The following is a 15,466-nucleotide window of genomic DNA, read 5'->3' as shown; positions in this document are numbered from 1 at the left end:
GTCCATCACATAGAGCAAGCGTGACGCCATGGTTCAGGCCTCGGAAGATGTCTGCTTATAGTTGTAGCCGATCGGGTGCGGCATGTTGCGAGCCTTGGCCAATTCGATCTGCTTCTGCCGGTCGATGGCGCTACGCCGGGTTTTCTCGCTCAACTTATCCCAGCAATGCGGGCAACTGATGCCCGGCACATAGTGCTCCGAGGCGCGGTCTTCGACGCTGACCGGGGTACGGCAAGCGTGACATTGATCGTAGTCGCCTTCGCTGAGGTCGTGGCGAACGGTCACGCGGTTGTCGAACACGAAGCAGTCGCCACGCCACTTGGTTTCTTCCTGAGGCACCTCTTCGAGGTATTTCAGGATGCCGCCCTTGAGGTGATAGACCTCGTCGAACCCCTGGCCAAGCATATAGCTGGAGGCTTTTTCACAACGAATGCCGCCGGTGCAGAACATCGCGACTTTCTTGTGTTTGGCCGGGTCGAAGTTGGCCTTGATGTACTCGGGGAATTCGCGAAAGCTGGTGGTCTTGGGGTCGATCGCGCCTTCAAAGGTGCCGATGGCCACTTCGTAATCGTTGCGGGTATCGATCAGCAACACTTCCGGATCGCTGATCAGCGCATTCCAGTCCTGCGGTTCGACATAGGTGCCAACCTGCTTGTTCGGATCCACGCCCTCGACGCCCAGGGTGACGATTTCTTTCTTGAGCTTGACCTTGGTGCGATAGAACGGCTGCTCGTCGCAGTACGATTCTTTATGGTCGATGTCGATCATGCGCGGATCGTTCTTGAGCCAGGCCAGCAGGCCGTCGATACCTTCGCGAGTGCCGGAGACCGTGCCGTTGATGCCTTCTTCGGCGATCAGCAACGTGCCTTTGATGCCGTTGTCGAGCATGGCCTTGAGCAAGGGCTCACGCAGCTCGACGTAATCTTCCAGGGTGACGAACTTATACAGTGCCGCCACGACAATGGGTTGTGTCATGGGTGTTTCTCCAGGTGGCTACCCTCGTAAAGGGTGAACCGGATGCGAAAAAAAACGCGCCGGGTGAGCGGCGCGTTGCGGATTCTAACAAAAAACATGTGGGTTGCAGGACTGCAATCCAAGGCCGGATACAAAACCTTTGTGGCGAGGGGATTTATCCCCGCTGGGGTGCGAAGCAGCCCTCAGCCTTTGGAATCGCCGCATATCAAATGGATTGCGTAACTGGCTTCAGGGGCGCTTCGCACCCCAGCGGGGATAAATCCCCTCGCCACAGAAAGCTCCCTCACCACCGCCGATCAGTGTTTGCTGCCACCGGCACAGGTCGGCGAAGCCGGGGCGGCGTCGATCTGCGCCCATTCTTCAGGGGTGTAGGTGTGCAGCGCCAACGCATGGAATTCGCCCATCAGCTCGCCCAGCGTGCCGTAGACCTTCTGGTGACGCTTGACGCGATTGAGCCCCTCGAACTGCTGGCTGACCACCACGGCCTTGAAGTGGGTCTGCAGGCCACGGCTGTGCATGTGGCTTTCATCCAGCACTTGCAAGTACTCAGGCTGCAAGAGCCCGAGTGTCGATTCGATGCGTTGTTGCATGCTCATACCGGGCTCCGCTTACGGCTTTTTCTTGGCGGGGGCAGCGGCTTTTGGCTCGAGCTCGGCCGTCATGTCGGCCAGCAGCTTGTTGACCACCGGTACCGCGCTTTCCAGCTTGGCCTGGGTCAGTTGGGCCGATTGCTGGGTCAACTGTGGCATTTTTTCCAGGACTTTCTTGCCCAATGGCGATTGGTAGAAGGCTACCAGGTCCTTGAGCTCCGACTCGCTGAAGTTGCTGGTGTAGAGCTTGACCATGTCCGGCTTGAGCTTGTTCCAGCCGATAGCCTGGTCCAGCGCGGCATTGGCCTTGGCCTGGTAGGTTTCCAGGGTGGCTTTTTTCGACTCAGGGGCCTTGGTCTGTTCAAAGCGCTGGGCAAACATCTGCTGCACTTGCATGTACACCGGAGTGCCCAGTTTGTCAGCGTGCGCCAGGGTCAGGAACGCTTCGGCGCTGGCGTTGTGGCTGGCGGTATCGGCGAAAACAGGGCCGCTGGCACACACCAGAGCAACTGCGGTACAGATGGCACGAAGACGGGTCATCGAGTTTCCTTTCATTACAGGCGAGGTAAAACCCCAAGGGCGACCATTCTGCGCCTAAAAAACGCCGGGCCTCAACCCCGAAGCTTGCCGGGTCCGATTGACGGGCCGGATCCGCCACGCCTAGATTGGGGGAAGATTGAGGGAACCGGTACCGCCCATCTGGGCCTAAACTGCGCATTCAGCCTTTAAGGAGTTTGACCCGATGAGCCGTATCGAAACCGACAGCCTGGGCCAGGTTGAAGTCCCGGACGACGCCTACTGGGGCGCCCAGACACAGCGTTCCATGATTAATTTCGCCATTGGCAACGAACGCATGCCACTGTCGGTGCTGCACGCCTTGGCACTGATCAAGAAAGCCGCCGCACGGGTCAATGATCGCAACGGCGACTTGCCCGCCGACATCGCCCGCCTGATCGAGCAGGCCGCCGACGAAGTGCTGGCCGGCCAGCATGACGACCAGTTCCCGCTGGTGGTCTGGCAGACCGGCAGCGGCACCCAGAGCAACATGAACGTCAACGAGGTGATCGCCGGGCGTGCCAACGAACTGGCCGGCAATCCCCGTGGCGGCAAGAGCCCGGTGCACCCCAACGACCACGTCAACCGTTCCCAGAGCTCCAACGACTGCTTCCCCACCGCGATGCACATTGCCGCCGCACAGGCCGTCCACCAGCAATTGCTCCCGGCTATCAGCGAGCTGTCCGGTGGCCTGGCGGAACTGGCGGCGCGCCATATGAAGCTGGTCAAGACCGGCCGTACCCACATGATGGATGCCACGCCGATCACCTTTGGCCAGGAACTGTCGGCGTTCATTGCCCAGCTCGATTACGCCGAACGGGCGATCCGCGCGGCGCTGCCGGCGGTCTGCGAACTGGCCCAGGGCGGCACGGCGGTCGGCACCGGGCTCAATTCGCCCCATGGTTTCGGTGAAGCGATCGCCGCCGAACTGGCAGCGCTGTCGGGTCTGCCATTCGTTACCGCACCGAACAAGTTTGCCGCGCTGGCCGGCCATGAACCCCTGACGTCCCTGTCCGGCGCACTGAAAACCCTCGCCGTGACCCTGATGAAAATCGCCAACGACCTGCGCCTGCTGGGCTCCGGACCACGGGCCGGGTTCGCCGAAGTGAAGTTGCCGGCCAACGAACCGGGCAGTTCGATCATGCCCGGCAAGGTCAACCCGACCCAATGCGAAGCCTTGTCGATGCTGGCCTGCCAGGTCATGGGCAACGACGTGACTATCGGCTTTGCCGCCAGCCAGGGCCATTTGCAGTTGAATGTGTTCAAACCGGTGATCATCCACAACCTGCTGCAATCGATTCGCCTGCTGGCCGATGGCTGCAGCAACTTCCAGCAGCATTGCATCGCCGGACTGGAGCCGGACGCCGAGCAGATGGCCGCGCACCTGGAGCGTGGGTTGATGCTGGTGACCGCGCTGAACCCGCACATCGGCTACGACAAGTCGGCGGAAATCGCCAAGAAAGCCTACGGCGAAGGGCTGACCCTGCGTGAGGCGGCCCTGCAACTGGGGTACCTGACCGATGAGGAGTTCGATGCCTGGGTGAGGCCGGAGAACATGCTGGAGGCGGGTAGCCAGGGCTAACGCCGGCCCCCATGTGGGAGCGAGCCTGCTCGCGATAGCGATGTATGAGTCGACTCTTCATCGACTGTCAGGCCGCATCGCGAGCAGGCTCGCTCCCACAGTGGATTCATGTCAGACATGCCACCTTCTATCGCTCTACAGCCAAACGCTCGCGCCGTGCCTTGAGCCCGGCGATGAGCGACGGCCCCAGCGCAACCAGCGCCGACCCCAGCACCACCAGCACCGCCCCGCCATAGCCCAACAGATTGATCTGCTCGGCATGGACATAGTCGGGCCACCACCAGGCCGCCATCGCCACTGCGGCAAAGGTCACCAACGGCGTTATCGCCAGGGTCGCGCTGACCCGGGACGCTTCCCAGTGGGCCAGGGCCTCGGCGAACGCGCCATAGGCAATCAGGGTGTTGAGGCAGCAGGCGAGCAACAGCCAGCCTTGCAACGGACTCAATTGCAGCGCCTCCAACGGATGTACCCAGGGTGTGAGCAGCAACGCGCAGAACAGGTAGATCACCATCATCACCTGCAACGAATTCCACACCGTCAACAGTTGCTTCTGGCCCAAGGCATAGAACGTCCAGACCGTCGACGCCAGCAACACCATCAGGACCCCGGCGGTGTAGTCACTCAGGGACGTCAGCAACTCGCCCAGGCGCTGGTTGAAAAACAGCGTGAAGCCAATCAACAGCACCGCCAGGCCAATGCCCTGCCCCACGCTGAAACGCTCCTTGAACACGAACAGACTGGCGACCAGCAACATGATCGGCCCCATCTGCACCACCAGTTGTGCGGTGCCAGGGCTCAAGCGGTTCAGGCCCATCAGGTACAACACGTAGTTGCCCACCAGCCCGAGCACCGCCATCGCCACCAGCCAGCCACCGCGTGGGCCGAGGACCTTGCGACTGGGCAGACGCCGAGTGGTTGCCAAATAGATGAACAACAAACCGCCGGACACCAGCAAGCGAAACCAGGTCACGGTGACCGGGTCCATCACTTGCAACACTTGCTTGAGCTTGATCGGCAGGATGCCCCACAGCAAGGCGGTCAACAGGGCAAGGAACAGGCCATAGACCCAGCGACCGGACGATATGTGCATGCAACCCTCGAAGCTCAAGACATGAACGACCATTCTAGGCGTCTATCGCTCCGCGACACAGGGACAGTTGGGTAAAGGCCGCCCATGGGATTGTATGGGTCGCAGCCGTCGATCGGCTGGCCAGGCGAGAATCAAGGACTGCGCATATGCTCATTTGAAACTGACCTCGCTGCACCCTGGAGACCCGATATGCTTGGCAAACGCGCCCTGGATCCCGCCCCTACGACCATTTTTCGCAGCGACCGGATCTGCCGGGTCAACGGCGAGTATTATTTCAATACCCGCGAAGGCACCCAGGAAGGGCCATTCGCCAGTCGCGAGGATGCCTTGCGGAAAGTGGAGGAGTATGTGCAGCGCATGCTGCAACTGTCGCAAGTCGCCAGCTAGCGCAGCTCTCGCAGCTGACGTCGCTCTCTTGTGGCGAGGGGATTTATCCCCCCCAAAAACAGACAACTCTGTCAACCTGATACACCGTGCTTGTGGTTTTTAGGGTTGCTGCGCAACCCAGCGGGGATAAATCCCCTCGCCACAAGCAACTGCTCTCGCCAACTTTCAGGTCGTGGGTTACCTCACCACCTCGAACAACCCCGTAGCCCCCATCCCCCCGCCCACGCACATGGTCACGATGCCGTAGCGCAGGTTGCGTCGTTGCAGCTCGCGCACCAGATGCCCCACTTGCCGTGAGCCGGTCATGCCGAACGGATGGCCGATGGAGATCGAGCCGCCATTGACGTTGTACTTTTCCGGATCGATTTCCAGTCGGTTGCGGCTGTACAGGCACTGGGAAGCAAATGCCTCGTTGAGTTCCCACAGGTCGATATCGGCAATCTGCAAGCCCTTGGCCTTGAGCAGCTTGGGCACTGAAAACACTGGGCCGATGCCCATCTCGTCCGGCTCGCAACCGGCCACGGTGAAGCCACGGAAAAACGCCTTGGGCTTGAGCCCCAGCGCCAGGGCTTTTTCCAGGCTCATCACCAAGGTCATCGAGGCCCCGTCGGACAACTGCGACGAATTGCCCGCCGTCACCGATCCGTCTTCGGCGAACACCGGTTTCAGGCCGGCCAGGCTTTCGTAGGTGGTGTCCGGGCGGTTGCAATCATCGCGATCGACCACACCATCGAGAATCTGCACCGCGCCGGTCTGCTTGTCCTCGACCCGGTACTTGACCGCCATCGGGATGATTTCGTCATCGAACAGCCCGGCCGCCTGGGCCTTGGCGGTGCGCTGCTGGCTCTGCATGGCGTAGCGGTCCTGCTCCTCGCGGCTGACCTGGTAACGGCGGGCGACGATCTCGGCCGTCTGGCCCATGGGGAAATAAATCCCCGGCACCTGCTCCTTGAGCAGCGGGTTGATCAGGTTGTCGGTGTTGACGCTTTTCATCGTCAGGCTGATGGACTCCACGCCGCCGGCCACGATGATGTCGCTGCAACCGGAAGCGATCTGGTTGGCCGCGATGGCGATGGCTTGCAGGCCAGAGGAACAGAAACGGTTGAGGGTCATGCCGGCGGTGCCGACGCCCAATTGCGAGAGCACCGCCACGTTGCGCCCGATGTTGTAGCCCTGGGCGCCTTCATTGGACCCGGCCCCGACGATGCAATCCTCGACGCTGGCCGGGTTGATGTCGTTGCGCGTCAGCAGGACATTGACGCAGTGAGCCGCCATGTCGTCCGGACGGGTCATGTTGAACTTGCCGCGAAAGGACTTGGCCAGGCCGGTCCGTACGCTGTCGACGATCACCACTTCACGCATGGCTGTACCTCATTGTTGTAGTCGGTTGAGAGTGAATCGAGCATAGATCCACTGCATAACCGACCGCGACAATCATTCACCCCGCGTATGCGTGTTCATCGTCCTAGCGCTTCTTCTTGCGAGCCTGTCTTGCGCTGCGCTCGAAAGCCGCCTCCAGCGCCTGGTTGAGGGTGCGCAACACCTTGACCCGCGCCCAGCGCTTGTCGTTGGCTTCCACCAAGGTCCAAGGGGAAATCTCAGTGCTGGTGCGGTCGACCATGTCGCACACCGCGGCGCGGTAGGCGTCCCACTTGTCGCGGTTGCGCCAGTCATCCTCGGTGATCTTGAAGCGCTTGAACGGGATGTCCTCACGCTCCTGGAAACGCTCCAGCTGGGTTTCCTTGTCGATGGCCAGCCAGAACTTGACCACCACCACGCCAGCATCGGCAAGCTGCTCCTCGAAATCGTTGATTTCACCGTAGGCCCGCAGCCAGTCGGCCTGGCTGCAAAACCCCTCGACCCGTTCCACCAAGACACGGCCGTACCAGGAACGGTCGAACATGGTGAACTTGCCCCGCGCCGGAATATGCCGCCAGAACCGCCACATGTAAGGGTGGGCACGTTCTTCTTCCGTGGGCGCGGCAATCGGTACGATGCTGTATTGGCGTGGGTCCAGGGCCGCCGCGACCCGCCGGATCGCCCCGCCCTTGCCTGCCGCGTCATTGCCTTCGAATACCGCCACCAGGGCATGCTGGCGCATGCGTTTATCCCGCAGCAGGCCGGCGAACCGCGCCTGCTCGGTGATCAGTTGTTCTTCATAGTCAGCCTTGTCCAGGCGTCGAGTCATGTCCAGGCTATCGAGCAGCGTGAGCTCGCCGTCCAGCACGGGCAGCGGCGCCACACTGACCTTTTGCGGCTTGACCTTCGATCGGTCCAGGGCCTGGCGCAAGCCGTCGAGCAGAATCCGTCCGACGGTGAGGCTGCGATAACAACTGTCCATGCCTTCGATCACATGCCACGGTGCGTAATCGCGACTGGTGCGGCGCAGCACCCGCTCACCGTATTTGACGAACTTGTCGTAGGTCTGGGACTGCTGCCAGTCCAGCGGGCTGATGCGCCAGCTGTGCAGCGGATCATCCTTGAGCCCCTTGAGCCGGGCCTTCATCTGTTTCTTGGACAGGTGAAACCAGAACTTGAAGATCAGTGCGCCTTCGTCGCAGAGCATTTTTTCCAGGCGCTCGGCACCCGCAATCGCCTGGTCGAGCCGCGGGTCCTTGAACTCGCCATGGACCCGGCCCTGCAGCATCTGGCTGTACCAGTTGCCGAAGAAAATCCCCATGCGCCCCTTGGCCGGCAGCATCCGCCAATAGCGCCAGGCCGGTGGCCGCGCCAGTTCCTCGTCGGTCTGCTGGTCGAAGGTGCGCACTTCGATCAGCCGCGGGTCCATCCACTCATTGAGCAACTTCACCGTCTCGCCCTTGCCCGCGCCTTCGATGCCGTTGATCAGCACGATGACCGGAAACCGGCCCTGCTGCTGCAACTCGAACTGCGCCTCCAGCAGCGCTTCACGCAGGGCCGGGACCTCGGCCTCAAAAGTGTCTTTATCAATGGCATGACCGATTTCAGCGGATTCAAACATGGGCAGCTCCTTCCGGGGATGGGCCAAGACTAGCGGATTGGATGCGGCCCTGTGCAGCAGATTCCATCCAGATGCGCGCTCTGTTGCGATGGGTCAAGCAAGCCGATACCGATCGGCTAGAATGGCCGCTCAGTTTTGACCGAGCCTGCCATGACGCCCATCCAGCAACACGCCCAACTCGACTGGGATGACCAGGGGCGCCCGCGCTCGCGGGTGTTCGATGATGTGTATTTTTCCGACCAGTCGGGCCTGGACGAAACCCGTTATGTGTTCCTTGAGCAGAACAACCTGGCCGAGCGTTTCGCGGCCCTGGCCGATAACGGGCGGCTGGTGATCGGCGAAACCGGATTTGGCACTGGCTTGAATTTTCTCTGCGCCTGGCAACTGTTCGAGCAGTGCGCACCCACCGGGGCACGGCTGCATTTCGTCAGTGTCGAAAAATACCCCTTGAGCCCCCAGGACCTGCGCCGGGCACTGGAACTGTGGCCGCAACTCAAGCATCAGGCGGAGCAATTGCTCGAGCAGTACGTCGCCATCCACCAAGGCTTCCAGCGCCTGTCCTTGGCGGGTGGGCGAGTGACATTGACCTTGTTGGTCGGCGATGCCCTGGAGCAGTTGTCACAACTGGACGGGCAGGTCGACGCCTGGTTCCTGGACGGCTTCGCCCCGGCGAAGAACCCCGAGATGTGGACCGCCGAGCTGTTCGCCGAACTGGCCCGGTTGGCGGCACCCGACGCCACCCTGAGCACTTTCACCAGCACCGGTTGGGTCCGCCGGTCGCTGAACGCGGCAGGCTTCCAGATGAAGCGCACGCCGGGGATCGGCCATAAATGGGAAATCCTTCGCGGGGTGTTCATCGGTTGGCCAGACCAGACACCGACCCCGCCCCCCGTCAAACCGTGGTACGCCCGCCCCACCCCGCTCATCGGCGAGCGCCGGGCACTGGTGATCGGCGGCGGCCTGGCCGGTTGCGCCAGCGCGGTCAGCCTCGCCGCCCGAGTCTGGCAGGTGACGCTGCTGGAGCGTCATGCCGGGTTGGCCGAGGAAGCTTCCGGCAACCCCCAGGGCGTGCTGTACCTGAAGTTGTCGGCCCACGGCACCGCCTTATCGCAGATGATCCTCAGCGGCTTCGGCTACACCCGACGCGTGCTCGAGCAGTTGCAACGCGGCGTTGACTGGGACGCCTGCGGCGTCTTGCAATTGGCCTTCAACGGCAAGGAAGCCGAACGTCAGGCGCAACTGGCCGAGGCGTTCCCAAGGGATTTACTGCACACCCTGGATCAGTCCGAGGCGCAGGGTCGGTCCGGCATCGACCTGGCCTGTGGTGGTTTGTTTTATCCCGAGGGCGGTTGGGTGCATCCGCCGGCGTTGTGTCGCTGGCAAGCCTCGCAGCCAGGGATTGATGTGCAACCCCATCATGAAGTGCTGCAACTGCGCCGAGTCGACGGCCAATGGCAGGCATGGGACGGCGAACGCTGCCTGGCCAGTGCGCCGGTGGTAATCCTCGCCAGTGCGGCCGAGATCAAACGCTTCGAACCGGCTGCCGACTTGCCGCTCAAGCGCATTCGCGGACAAATCACCCGCCTGCCACAAACCACTCGCAGCCAGAGCCTGGCGACCGTGGTTTGCGCCGAAGGCTATGTGGCGCCGCCGCGGCTGGGCGAACATACCCTGGGCGCCAGTTTCGATTTCAACAGCGACGATCTGACCCCCACCGCCGCCGAGCACGCCGGCAACCTGCGGATGCTCGAAGAAATCTCCCAAGACCTGGTGGAGCGCCTGAACGCCGGCGACCTGGACCCGCAACACCTCGAAGGCCGCGCGGCGTTCCGTTGCACCAGCCCGGATTACCTGCCGATTGTCGGACCGTTGGCCGACCGCCAGGCCTTTACCGAGGCCTATGCGGCCCTGGGCAAGGACGCCCGCCAGGTGCCGGACGCCCCCTGCCCGTGGCTCGATGGCCTGTACATCAACAGCGGTCACGGTTCCCGCGGCCTGATCACCGCCCCCCTGTCGGGCGAACTGATCGCCGCCTGGCTGGACAACGAACCGCTGCCACTGCCCCGCAGCGTCGCCGAGGCCTGCCATCCGAACCGGTTTGCGTTGCGGGCATTGATTCGGGGCAAGGCCTGACGCCGATTTTTTGCCCCCACCACAAATCCTGTGGGAGCGAGCCTGCTCGCGATCGCGGTGTGTCAGTCAACCCAGGTACCATCTGATCCACCGCGATCGCGAGCAGGCTCGCTCCCACATTATCCTTGAGTTATACGGCAGACCAAGCGGCCCTCACCCGTCGCCTTATAACGCATCGATCTAAAACTCACAGCAATCCCCCCGGTCAGTTTCAGGGTACCCGCCATGTCGGCGCGTGCTGCTTGACCCCTCCCCAACGGAAAAACCGGTAAGGACTTATGTGCGGATTAGCTGGAGAGTTACGCTTCGATCAACAACCTGCGGACCTTGCGGCCGTAGAGCGAATCACCCATCACCTGGCCCCTCGCGGCCCTGATGCATGGGGTTTTCATAGCCAGGGACCGATTGCCCTGGGCCATCGGCGCCTGAAAATCATGGATCTGTCGGACGGCTCGGCCCAGCCGATGATCGACAATCAACTGGGCCTGTCCCTGGCCTTCAACGGCGCGATCTACAACTACCCGGAACTGCGCACTGAACTCGAAGGCCTGGGCTACACCTTCTATTCCGGTGGCGACACCGAAGTACTGCTCAAGGGCTACCACGCCTGGGGCGAAGCGCTGCTGCCCAAGCTCAACGGCATGTTCGCCTTCGCCATCTGGGAACGTGATGCCAAGCGGCTGTTCATCGCCCGCGACCGCCTCGGCGTCAAGCCGCTGTACCTGTCGCGCACCGGCCAGCGCCTGCGTTTCGCCTCGGCGTTGCCGGCGCTGCTCAAGGGTGGCGACATCAACCCCATGCTCGACCCGGTGGCGCTCAACCATTACCTGAATTTCCACGCGGTGGTCCCGGCGCCCCGCACCTTGCTGGCCGGCATTGAAAAACTGCCGCCCGCCACCTGGATGCGGATCGAAGCCGACGGCACCACCGAGCAAAAAACCTGGTGGACCCTGCCCTACGGTCCCCGGGCCGACGAACAGCACCTGAACCTGGAAGACTGGATTGACCGCGTGCTCGACAGCACCCGTGAAGCGGTCGCCATTCGCCAGCGGGCCGCCGTGGATGTCGGCGTGCTGCTTTCCGGCGGGGTGGATTCGAGCATGCTGGTGGGTCTGTTGCGCGAAGTCGGTGTTGAAGACCTGTCCACATTCTCCATTGGTTTCCAGGATGCCGGCGGCGAGCGCGGTGACGAGTTCCAGTATTCGGACCTGATCGCCAAGCACTACGGCACCCGCCATCACCAATTGCGCATCGACGAAAAAGAGATCATCGAGCAACTGCCGGCAGCGTTCCGTGCCATGAGCGAGCCGATGGTCAGCCACGACTGCATCGCCTTTAACCTGCTGTCGCGGGAAGTGGCCAAGCATTGCAAAGTGGTGCAAAGCGGCCAGGGCGCCGATGAGCTGTTCGCCGGTTATCACTGGTACCCGCAGGTCGATGGCGCCAGCGATCCGTACGCGGCCTATCGCGCCGCCTTCTTCGACCGCAGCTACGAAGAATATGCCGCCACCGTGCAGCCCAAATGGCTGACGGCCAACGACGCCGCCGGTGATTTCGTCAAGGAGCATTTCGCCCAGCCAGGCGCCGATGCCGCGGTGGACAAGGCCTTGCGCCTGGACAGCACGGTGATGCTGGTGGACGACCCGGTCAAACGCGTCGATAACATGACCATGGCCTGGGGCCTGGAAGCGCGCACGCCGTTCCTGGACTACCGCTTGGTGGAACTCTCGGCCCGGGTCCCGGCGAAGTTCAAGCTGCCCGATGGCGGCAAGCAGGTGCTCAAGGAAGCCGCCCGGCGGGTGATCCCCAGCGAGGTGATCGACCGCAAGAAGGGCTATTTCCCAGTGCCTGGCCTCAAGCACCTGGAAGGCGACACGCTGGCCTGGGTCCGCGAATTGCTGCTCGATCCAAGCCAGGATCGCGGCCTGTTCAACCCGGCCATGCTCGACCGCCTGCTGACCGACCCCAATGGCCAGCTCACGCCGTTGCGCGGCTCGCGGTTGTGGCAACTGGCGGCGCTGAACCTGTGGCTCAGCGAGCAAGGAATCTGATCGATGAAACCTCACGCAACCGTTCACAACCAACGCCTCTTGCGTGGCCAGGCGCCGTCCTATGAACGCCTGCAGGCACGCCTGGCCGAAGACGGCAGCGAATTGGGCGCCGACCCGATCGCGGTGCATTGCGGCTGGGGCCGACTGCTGATCGGCCACACCTTCCCGGACCCGGCGAGCCTGGCCCGTGAGCTGCTCAACGAACAACCCGGCGAACGCGACATTGCCTTGTACGTCGCAGCGCCCCAGCAGGTACTGGGGCTGGAACCGGCGCAATTGTTCCTCGACCCATCCGACACTTTGCGCCTGTGGTTCAGCGACTATCGTCAGGCCACGCGGGTGTTTCGCGGGTTCCGCATCCGTCGGGCCCAGGGCGAGACCGATTGGCAGGCCATCAACCAGCTCTATCAAGCCCGGGGCATGCTGCCCATCGACCCGCAGCGACTGACCCCACGTCATGAAGGCGGCCCGGTCTATTGGTTGGCCGAAGACGATGACACCGGTGCGGTGATCGGCAGCGTCATGGGCCTGAATCATCAGAAGGCCTTCAACGACCCGGAAAACGGCAGCAGCCTCTGGTGCCTGGCCGTCGATCCGCAATGTCAGCGGCCCGGTGTTGGCGAAGTGCTGGTGCGTCACCTCATCGAGCACTTCATGAGCCGTGGCTTGAGTTACCTCGACCTGTCGGTATTGCACGACAATCGCCAGGCGAAAAACCTCTACGCCAAACTCGGCTTTCGCAACCTCTCGACCTTCGCCATCAAACGCAAGAACGGCATCAACCAGCCATTGTTCCTCGGGCCAGGTCCCGAGGCGCAGTTCAATCCTTATGCGCGAATCATTGTCGAAGAAGCTCACCGGCGTGGCATCGAAGTGCAGGTGGACGACGCCGAGGCCGGCTTGTTCACCCTGGTTCACGGCAGCCGTCGGGTGCGCTGTCGCGAGTCCCTGAGCGACCTGACCAGCGCCATCAGCATGACCCTGTGCCAGAACAAAAGCCTGACCCACAAGGTGCTGAAGAACGCCGGCCTGAACCTGCCGGCCCAACAGTTGGCGGGCAATGCCGATGACAACCTGGCGTTTCTCGACGAGCACGAACGGGTGGTGGTCAAGCCGCTGGACGGTGAACAAGGCCAAGGCGTGGCGGTGGACCTGCGCACCATCGAGGAGGTGCAAAGCGCCATCGAAGCGGCTCGACGGTTCGACAGCCGGGTGCTGCTGGAAAGCTTCCACGAAGGACTGGACCTGCGGATCCTGGTAATCGGTTTTGAAGTGGTGGCGGCGGCGATCCGGCGTCCGGCGGAAGTGATCGGCGACGGCCGGCACACCATCGGCGCGTTGATCGAAGCCCAGAGCCGCCGACGACAAGCGGCCACGGGCGGCGAAAGCAAAATCCCGATGGATGCCGAGACCTTGCGCACGCTCAGCGCGGCCGGGTTCGACTATGACAGCGTGCTGCCCGCCGGGGAGCATCTGTTCGTACGGCGTACGGCAAACCTTCACACCGGAGGCATTCTGGAGGACGTCACCAGCATTCTGCATCCGACCCTTGTCGATGCGGCCGTGCGTGCCGCCCGGGCGCTGGACATTCCCATGGTCGGCCTCGACCTGCTCGTGCCGGCGGCCGATCAACCCGAGTACGTATTCATCGAAGCCAACGAACGCGCAGGCCTGGCCAACCACGAACCACAACCCACCGCCGAGCGTTTTGTGGATTTGTTGTTTCCCCATAGCCAGGCGGTGGCCTAGCCCTTCTTCCGTGGCGAGGGAGCTTGCTCCCGCTGGGCTGCGAAGCGGCCCTTCTCCGCGGCCCTCCGGGTTTTTGCATCGACCTGGAGCTCAAAAGGGACCGCTCCGCGGTCCAGCGGGAGCAAGCTCCCTCGCCACAGGTTCCCTACTTCAATTTAATGTTCCGTGAGGAGTTTCCATGATCAGCAAAATTCCAGAACCGGATCTCGAATACCTGCAGAAAGTCCTGCTGGAAATGCTCGCCATTCCCAGCCCCACCGGCTTCACCGACACCATCGTGCGCTATGTCGCCGAACGACTCGAAGAGCTGGGTATCGCTTTTGAAATGACCCGCCGTGGCACGATCCGCGCCACGCTCAAGGGCCGCAAGAGCAGCCCTGACCGGGCAGTATCGGCCCACTTGGACACCATTGGCGCTGCCGTGCGGGCCATCAAGGACAATGGCCGCCTGACCCTGGCCCCGGTGGGTTGCTGGTCCAGTCGGTTTGCCGAAGGCAGTCGGGTCAGCCTGTTTACCGACACCGGCGTGATTCGGGGCAGCGTGCTGCCGTTGATGGCTTCCGGGCACGCATTCAACACCGCCGTGGATGAAATGCCCATCAGTTGGGACCACATCGAGCTGCGCCTGGACGCCTATTGCGCCACCCGCGCCGATTGCGAAAGCCTGGGTGTGGGCATCGGCGATTACGTGGCCTTCGATCCCTTGCCGGAATTCACCGAAAGCGGCCATATCAGCGCCCGGCACCTGGACGACAAGGCCGGGGTCGCAGCGCTGCTGGCGGCGCTCAAGGCTATTGTCGACAGCGGCGAAGAACTGCTGATCGATTGTCACCCCCTGTTCACCATCACCGAGGAAACCGGCAGCGGCGCGGCGGCTGCACTGCCCTGGGATGTGAGCGAATTCGTCGGCATCGACATCGCGCCAGTCGCACCTGGCCAGCACTCAAGCGAACATGCGGTCAGCGTGGCGATGCAGGACTCCGGAGGCCCTTACGACTATCACCTGTCGCGACACTTGTTGAAACTGGCCAAGGAAAACGAGGTACCCGCACGCCGCGACCTGTTCCGCTACTACTTCAGCGACGCTCATTCGGCCATCACCGCCGGCCATGACATCCGCACCGCCCTGCTCGCCTTCGGCTGCGACGCCACCCATGGCTACGAACGTACCCACATCGACAGCCTGGCCGCCCTCAGCCGTCTGCTCGGCGCCTACATCCTCAGCCCGCCGGTGTTCGCCAGCGACGCGCAGCCGGCCCAAGGCTCGCTGGACCGCTTCAGCCACCAGATCGAGCACGATGCACAGATGGAAAGCGATACCCGGGTACCGTCGGTGGATAGCCTTGTGGGGCAGCGTTCCGATAGCTGATCCAG

12 protein-coding genes are annotated in these 15,466 nt (G+C 62.5%); 6 read left to right on the top strand and 6 right to left on the bottom strand.

Annotated elements, in window-relative coordinates; translation table 11 throughout:
* Window positions 1-33 precede the first annotated feature (33 nt).
* From trhO to AC30D9_RS16575, 3 genes are all read right to left on the bottom strand, one after another.
* Window positions 34-975, bottom strand: coding sequence for an oxygen-dependent tRNA uridine(34) hydroxylase TrhO (trhO, locus tag AC30D9_RS16585; protein ID WP_134923331.1), 942 nt, complete (start codon window positions 973-975; stop codon window positions 34-36).
* A 296-nt stretch (window positions 976-1,271) separates the two neighbouring features.
* Window positions 1,272-1,571: a BolA family protein gene (locus tag AC30D9_RS16580; protein ID WP_003199206.1), complete on the bottom strand. Its 300-nt coding sequence runs from the start codon at window positions 1,569-1,571 to the stop codon at window positions 1,272-1,274.
* A gap of 12 nt (window positions 1,572-1,583) precedes the next feature.
* Window positions 1,584-2,105: a DUF2059 domain-containing protein gene (locus AC30D9_RS16575; protein WP_042732949.1), complete on the bottom strand. Its 522-nt coding sequence runs from the start codon at window positions 2,103-2,105 to the stop codon at window positions 1,584-1,586.
* 202 nt (window positions 2,106-2,307) lie between these two features.
* On the opposite strand from AC30D9_RS16575, the gene AC30D9_RS16570 reads away from it, so the two are divergent.
* Window positions 2,308-3,702: a class II fumarate hydratase gene (locus tag AC30D9_RS16570; protein ID WP_109751384.1), complete on the top strand. Its 1,395-nt coding sequence runs from the start codon at window positions 2,308-2,310 to the stop codon at window positions 3,700-3,702.
* Window positions 3,703-3,829: 127 nt separating this feature from the next.
* On the opposite strand, the gene AC30D9_RS16565 is transcribed toward AC30D9_RS16570, so the two are convergent.
* Window positions 3,830-4,792 carry a DMT family transporter gene (locus AC30D9_RS16565; RefSeq protein WP_134923330.1) on the bottom strand — a complete coding sequence of 321 codons (963 nt, stop codon included), beginning with the start codon at window positions 4,790-4,792 and terminating at the stop codon, window positions 3,830-3,832.
* A 189-nt stretch (window positions 4,793-4,981) separates the two neighbouring features.
* On the opposite strand from AC30D9_RS16565, the gene AC30D9_RS16560 reads away from it, so the two are divergent.
* Window positions 4,982-5,179 carry a DUF6316 family protein gene (locus AC30D9_RS16560; protein WP_134923329.1) on the top strand — a complete coding sequence of 66 codons (198 nt, stop codon included), beginning with the start codon at window positions 4,982-4,984 and terminating at the stop codon, window positions 5,177-5,179.
* A 177-nt stretch (window positions 5,180-5,356) separates the two neighbouring features.
* Here AC30D9_RS16560 and AC30D9_RS16555 read toward each other — a convergent pair whose 3' ends face one another.
* Window positions 5,357-6,541 carry a thiolase family protein gene (locus AC30D9_RS16555; RefSeq protein ID WP_490144415.1) on the bottom strand — a complete coding sequence of 395 codons (1,185 nt, stop codon included), beginning with the start codon at window positions 6,539-6,541 and terminating at the stop codon, window positions 5,357-5,359.
* A gap of 103 nt (window positions 6,542-6,644) precedes the next feature.
* Window positions 6,645-8,159, bottom strand: a complete 1,515-nt coding sequence (gene pap / locus AC30D9_RS16550; RefSeq protein WP_134923327.1) for a polyphosphate:AMP phosphotransferase — start codon at window positions 8,157-8,159, stop codon at window positions 6,645-6,647.
* A 150-nt stretch (window positions 8,160-8,309) separates the two neighbouring features.
* Between pap and mnmC the strand changes: the two genes are divergently transcribed.
* From mnmC to AC30D9_RS16530, 4 genes are all read left to right on the top strand, one after another.
* Entirely contained in the window at window positions 8,310-10,292 is a 1,983-nt protein-coding gene (gene mnmC, locus AC30D9_RS16545; RefSeq protein ID WP_490144414.1) for a bifunctional tRNA (5-methylaminomethyl-2-thiouridine)(34)-methyltransferase MnmC2/FAD-dependent 5-carboxymethylaminomethyl-2-thiouridine(34) oxidoreductase MnmC1, read from the top strand.
* A 278-nt stretch (window positions 10,293-10,570) separates the two neighbouring features.
* A complete protein-coding gene (locus AC30D9_RS16540; protein WP_490144413.1) occupies window positions 10,571-12,343 on the top strand; it encodes an N-acetylglutaminylglutamine amidotransferase in 1,773 nt (590 codons plus the stop codon).
* 3 nt (window positions 12,344-12,346) lie between these two features.
* Window positions 12,347-14,092: an N-acetylglutaminylglutamine synthetase gene (ngg, locus tag AC30D9_RS16535; protein WP_307571508.1), complete on the top strand. Its 1,746-nt coding sequence runs from the start codon at window positions 12,347-12,349 to the stop codon at window positions 14,090-14,092.
* 178 nt (window positions 14,093-14,270) lie between these two features.
* A complete protein-coding gene (locus AC30D9_RS16530; protein ID WP_134923324.1) occupies window positions 14,271-15,461 on the top strand; it encodes an osmoprotectant NAGGN system M42 family peptidase in 1,191 nt (396 codons plus the stop codon).
* The last annotated feature ends 5 nt before the right edge of the window (window positions 15,462-15,466 follow it).

The sequence above is a fragment of the Pseudomonas sp. DF11 genome, assembly GCF_058148565.1.
Note: the sequence above shows the minus strand (reverse complement) of the source record. Positions and strands in the feature narration are given on the sequence as shown.